Below are 3,922 nucleotides of genomic sequence, written 5' to 3'. Positions count from 1 at the left end.
GGACGGCTTGAATTTTGAATTCTTCTGGATAGCGTTTTCCGCTCATAGCAACACCTCATAGTTTGTTCAATTATATAGCTATTGAGTGTCTAGAAAAGCGGGGTCTTACCACATCGATTTAAGCAACAAAGCCAGCAATTGCTTACAACATTTCTGCTTCGCATTACACATAAAAAGGAAATCGAATGGTTATCTTAGGCTTATCAAATAACGATTACGCTGGCGCATGTTTAATTATTAACGGGGAAATAGTTGCTGCTGCGAGTGAAGAGCGATTTACACGTATCAAAGCACACAAGACATTCCCTCACAAATCCATCGAATACGTGCTTACTGAAGGAGGTATTAAGCTCAGCGACGTCGATAAATTTGCTTATGGTTGGGCTGCTGGCTTTGACAAAGACAAACACCTAGAGTTGTACTTTGACCGTATAGTTGAGGGATGTATGGAAGACCCTACATCTATCTCCGCATTTCGGAAGCGTTTAACTGACGAGATTCACAACGATATCGAAAAGCGTAAAGAGTTTGAAGCATTCTTAAAAAGACGCGACCTATCTGAAAAAGCTTACTACGTCGACCACCACGAAGCACACGCTAACGCTGCTATGTTGTGCTCTCCATTCGAAGACGGAATTACAATTTCTTGTGATGGGCGAGGTGACTTCCAGTCACTCACGATATCTCGATACACAAACAGGGAATTTGAGGTTCTACAGCGTGAAACAAGTTTCGATAGCTTAGGTTATTTTTACGGTCGAATTACAGCTTTACTCGGCTTCAAGCCAAACCGCCACGAAGGAAAGATTACAGGATTGGCAGCTCATGGCGATCCAACCAAATTACTTCATAAAATGAAGTGCTTGATTGATACAAATGCAGAAGGGCGTATTCGTGCTAAGGTCGAAAGTGGATACTTGCCTTCTTATCATAACAATTACGAGCTACTAAATAGTTTATTTGATGGCGATTCAAAAGAAGACATTGCTGCCGCCGCACAGCAACACCTTGAGAATATTCTACTAGATGTACTATCTAGACATATCAATCCTAAAGAACCGGTCAATTTATGTCTCGCAGGTGGAGTATTCGGCAATGTGAAACTCAACCAACGTTTACGTGAAATGCCAAGCGTAAAAAACATCTTCGTATTACCTGCAATGGGTGACGACGGTTTGCCGCTAGGTGCCGCTGTCGTTGCTTCATACAACCTTACAGGTCAACGCTCTCAAACCACCACAATGAAGCTAGGTCCCTGTATTGAGACGAGAGATATACTAACTTCTCTTGAGTCTAACCCACAATACAAAGTTCTTAAGGGTAACCAAGCGGATATTGTGAGATTGATTCTCTCATCTTTGAAAAAGAACAAAATTCTTGGACTCGTAAGAGGGCGCATGGAGTTTGGACCTAGAGCACTTTGCAACCGCAGTATTATTTGTAGTGCTAAGGACCAGTCGATAAATCGGTGGCTAAACGAACGTATGAACCGCACAGAGTTTATGCCATTCGCACCTATTATTGCCGACATACATGCTACCGATAGCTTTGTGGGTTGGAAAGACAACCATATTGCATCTCAGTTTATGACTATCACATATAACTGTACCGATTACTTCACTCAAGCGTGTCCAGCTGTTACCCATATTGACAAAACCGCAAGGCCTCAAGTGATCACTCGAGTAAGTGATTCATTTATGCATCAAATCCTAATCGGTTGGGAAAAACTCTCAGGAGAACCTGCGCTTATCAATACCTCTTTCAATATGCACGAAGAACCAATCATATTAAATGTCGATAATGGCTTAAAGAACCTAGATAGAGAGGTTGTCGATATCTTAGTTATAAATGAAGATGTATTAATCTGGCGAACTGATTCACATCATGACATGGAGTTCCTACATGAATAAAGCAATATTTATATTCATTAATTGCGGTGGCCAGGTTATTGCGCAAAATCTTGATAGCGTTGATGCAGGACCGACATTGCAAGCGGTATTGAAAGAAAAAGCTATCGTACTTCCAGTGACTTGCTCTGCAGATACTTCCCAAGAAGCTATAGATATTTATCACGAACTGATAGTAGGAAACTTTGATATGATCAAGTTGTTTAGCAACAAGGAGTCAGTTCATGTTAATTAAGCAAAAAAACGTGCTATTTGACATGGACGGGACATTAATTGACTCACGAAAAACTATTGAAGAAGCTTGGCTTAAAGCAGCTCAATCAGTAAGAGTGACAATATATGCGCAAGATATAGAGGAGCACATTCACGGTCGCTCCGGCCAATACACTCTAGACCATTTTTTTGGACATTTTTCAGATAATGAGAAGCAAGCGATCAAAGCGAAGGTAGACGCGTACGAGGAAACCGCGAATACACCACTGATCGAAGGCGCAATCGAGTTTTTAGATAAACTCAAGGAGAACGATGTCAATATAGGTTTGGTTACTGGCAGTTGGCCAGCCCGAATAGAGCACGTGTTTGAACTCCATAACTTATGGCCTTACTTCAATGCTGTTATCAGTCGCCACGATGTCAAAGAAGGGAAGCCCAATCCTGAAGGCTTCAAAAAGTGTGCTAGTTTGTTAGGTACATCGACAGACAATTGTTTGATCTTTGAAGATTCATTCAGTGGATTCCTTGCAGCTGAGGCGTGTGGCGCACCGTGCGTGTCCGTGGGAGATCATAATGTATCTGTTACACCCAATGTGGTACAAAATATAACAGACTACTTCTCAATAGAGTTTAAATTCTAACAACACACGCCGAACAATAGGGGTTGTTGCAAAAAATGGCTCCGTTGCAAAGTTAGTAGGAGGCAGCTAAAATCCCAGGTTACCCTGAGTCAAAAAGTGAACTGATTTTCAATCAGGCACACTTCGCCCTTGAACGGACGGCCCAGAGGATAAACTGGCCAGAAAAGTGACGCCCTTTGAAATCAGTCATGCTTAATAAACGACGAGAAGTGTGGCACTAGATTGCCTGAGTACCAAAACTTTGCAACGGAGCCAGCTGAGGCCATTCTTGGTCATGAAGCGCGATGGAATGAGTTGAACCCCTTTGATTCAACATGCTTTTTTAGAGGGAGAAAATAAAAGCACGTTAAGCCTCGATTATGGCTCTGACAGCACTTTGTAAACGGTTGAGCGACCGATTTTCAGTTGTCTAGCAATCTCTGTTGCACCAACGCCGTCTTCATAGAGACGACGAACTTTTACCCGATCTACAGTGGGTTTACGTCCAAATTTAATCACCTTTAGCCCTTGCTTCTTCACGTCCTTCATTAGTTCGTTCCAATATTCGCAACCGTTCAGCTTGAGCCACGGCGGACAAAATGGTGACGACCATCTTTCCCATTGTTCCGTCAGTGCTAATCCCGTCATCAATGAACCGGATAGCCACCCCCATAGCATCGAACTCCTTAATGAGTTGGATCATATCTGCTGTATCGCGGCCTAGACGGTCGAGCTTTGTCACCAGAATAATATCCCCTTCCTCAACCTTGAGCCTGAGCATTTCAAGACCTTCTCGGTTGACATGGATGCCCGACTCTTTGTCGGTAAAAATCCGGTGAGCCTGAACCCCCTTGGTCTTTAGGGATTTAACCTGCACATCGAGTGACTGTTGACTGGTTGATACTCTGGCATAACCAAAGACTCTCATAGCAAAAGTGTCTCCTAAATCGTTTTGTAGAACGCACTGTCTATAAAGTGTGATAAATCGAATTAAGAGACAGCTTAATTTGTGCGTCAGGAAGTGTCTATAAAGTTATAATTTAATGGACAGTGATTACCGAGCATCAAACAGGAAAAGGAGTAGACAATATCAGGGGCTGGGCAAAAATAACCAAATATGCATTTTTTGAGTGTTATTATTGGAACGTTTCGATAGCTAGCCTTAATTTTATATACCCAGTA

5 protein-coding genes are annotated in these 3,922 nt (G+C 42.4%); 3 read left to right on the top strand and 2 right to left on the bottom strand.

All coding sequences use genetic code 11. The features are described from left to right. Positions 1-185: 185 nt before the first annotated feature. From B5D35_RS22960 to B5D35_RS22950, 3 genes are read left to right on the top strand one after another with little or no spacing between them, the layout of a single operon-like run. Positions 186-1,910: a carbamoyltransferase C-terminal domain-containing protein gene (locus B5D35_RS22960; protein WP_078754725.1), complete on the top strand. Its 1,725-nt coding sequence runs from the start codon at positions 186-188 to the stop codon at positions 1,908-1,910. Further along, positions 1,903-2,142 (top strand): hypothetical protein, encoded by a 240-nt coding sequence (locus B5D35_RS22955; RefSeq protein WP_078754724.1) that lies wholly within the window; start codon positions 1,903-1,905, stop codon positions 2,140-2,142. Before B5D35_RS22960 ends, B5D35_RS22955 begins: the two co-directional genes overlap by 8 nt. Next, positions 2,132-2,761, top strand: a complete 630-nt coding sequence (locus B5D35_RS22950; protein WP_078754723.1) for an HAD family hydrolase — start codon at positions 2,132-2,134, stop codon at positions 2,759-2,761. The genes B5D35_RS22955 and B5D35_RS22950 overlap by 11 nt, the downstream gene beginning before the upstream one ends. 357 nt (positions 2,762-3,118) lie before the next feature. Here the strand turns inward: B5D35_RS22950 and B5D35_RS25575 are convergent, their stop codons facing one another. Together B5D35_RS25575 and B5D35_RS22945 are read right to left on the bottom strand one after the other, a co-directional pair. Further along, positions 3,119-3,259, bottom strand: coding sequence for a helix-turn-helix domain-containing protein (locus tag B5D35_RS25575; RefSeq protein ID WP_425291255.1), 141 nt, complete (start codon positions 3,257-3,259; stop codon positions 3,119-3,121). Beyond that, positions 3,252-3,668, bottom strand: a complete 417-nt coding sequence (locus B5D35_RS22945; protein ID WP_425291254.1) for a recombinase family protein — start codon at positions 3,666-3,668, stop codon at positions 3,252-3,254. The genes B5D35_RS25575 and B5D35_RS22945 overlap by 8 nt, the downstream gene beginning before the upstream one ends. Positions 3,669-3,922 lie beyond the last annotated feature (254 nt).

Origin of the sequence: Enterovibrio nigricans DSM 22720 (genome assembly GCF_900167155.1) — a bacterium.
Lineage (GTDB): Bacteria > Pseudomonadota > Gammaproteobacteria > Enterobacterales > Vibrionaceae > Enterovibrio > Enterovibrio nigricans.
The sequence above is the reverse complement of the archived record's forward strand: the minus strand, read 5'-3'. Positions and strand labels throughout refer to the sequence as shown.

Coding starts and splice junctions, on each gene's coding strand:
- B5D35_RS22960 (WP_078754725.1), top strand. CDS start 186: ATGGTTATCTTAGGCTTATCAAATAACGATTACGCTGGCGCATGTTTA.
- B5D35_RS22955 (WP_078754724.1), top strand. CDS start 1,903: ATGAATAAAGCAATATTTATATTCATTAATTGCGGTGGCCAGGTTATT.
- B5D35_RS22950 (WP_078754723.1), top strand. CDS start 2,132: ATGTTAATTAAGCAAAAAAACGTGCTATTTGACATGGACGGGACATTA.
- B5D35_RS22945 (WP_425291254.1), bottom strand. CDS start 3,668: ATGAGAGTCTTTGGTTATGCCAGAGTATCAACCAGTCAACAGTCACTC.